Origin of the sequence: Streptomyces sp. C (assembly GCF_000158895.1) — a bacterium.
In the GTDB taxonomy this organism is placed as follows: domain Bacteria; phylum Actinomycetota; class Actinomycetes; order Streptomycetales; family Streptomycetaceae; genus Streptomyces; species Streptomyces racemochromogenes.
The window spans coordinates 516,819-517,760 of the sequence record NZ_GG657750.1 but is presented as its reverse complement, the minus strand read 5'-3'; the positions used below and the strand labels follow the sequence as shown (position 1 = coordinate 517,760).

The following is a 942-nucleotide window of genomic DNA, read 5'->3' as shown; positions in this document are numbered from 1 at the left end:
CCCGGCCGGTAGGCGCGGGGTCCCGGCCGCGAAGTCGACGCGCGCGGCGTGCCCGGCGCCGATCAGGCGGCGGTGCCCAGCCGGGCCCGGGCGGGCAGGGCAGCCTCCGGCATCGGGACGAGAGCCGCGCCGCGGGGCGTGCGGCCCTTCAGCAGGTACCCCGCGGTCACGAACGCGGCGATGGCCAGCCCGCCCGCGATCAGCGTGACGCGTACGCCCGCCAGCTCCATGAACAGTCCCAGCATCAGCGGTGCCGCCAGGCCCCACAGGGTGCGGATGCTGGACCAGGCACCGAGCACCCGGCCCCTCATGTGGGCGGGCGGGTCGGTCTGGAGCACCGTGGACTGTGCGGTGTCCCCGACGGATTCCGCGACGGCCATGGGCAGGACGAGGACCAGGAGCACCAGGAGCGAGGGCGCCACGCCGGCGAGGACCTGCAGGAGGGCCCCGGCCAGGGTGAGGGCGGCCACCATGCGCACGCTCGGCCTGCGCAGCCGTGCGCCCAGGACGGCACCGACGATCCCGCCGACGGCCAGCACCGTGGAAACCTTGCTGAAGGAACCCGCGTCACCGGCGAGGGGCCCGGTGACCAGCACCACCAGGGTGAGGGAGTAGTTGCGGCCGAACAGCGCGCTGACCCCGTTCAGCGCGGCGAGTGCGACCAGCCGGGGGCGCCGCATGAAGAACGCGAGTCCCTCCCGGGCGCTCATGCTCTTCGCCGCGACCGGTTCGGGCGCCGGCGGCGCGGCGGGAGCGGATGCCGGGCCGGCTTCCCCGGAAGGGTGCGCCGCCCTCAGGAACGGGATCACGCCCGCCACGAAGAGGAACGACAGGCCGTTGGCCGCGTAGGCCGCCGCCGTGCCCAGGAAGCCGACGGCCACGCCGGCGAGCGCGGCGCCCGTGAGCCGCCCGAGCGAATGTGGACGAGCGAGCCCACCCCGA

Annotated in this window: 1 protein-coding gene; it reads right to left on the bottom strand. The window is 75.8% G+C overall.

Features of this window, described 5'->3' with window-relative positions; genetic code table 11:
* Positions 1-62 precede the first annotated feature (62 nt).
* Positions 63-942 (bottom strand): MFS transporter (locus tag SSNG_RS02520; RefSeq protein ID WP_007262216.1); only part of this gene is annotated, 880 nt, incomplete at its 5' end.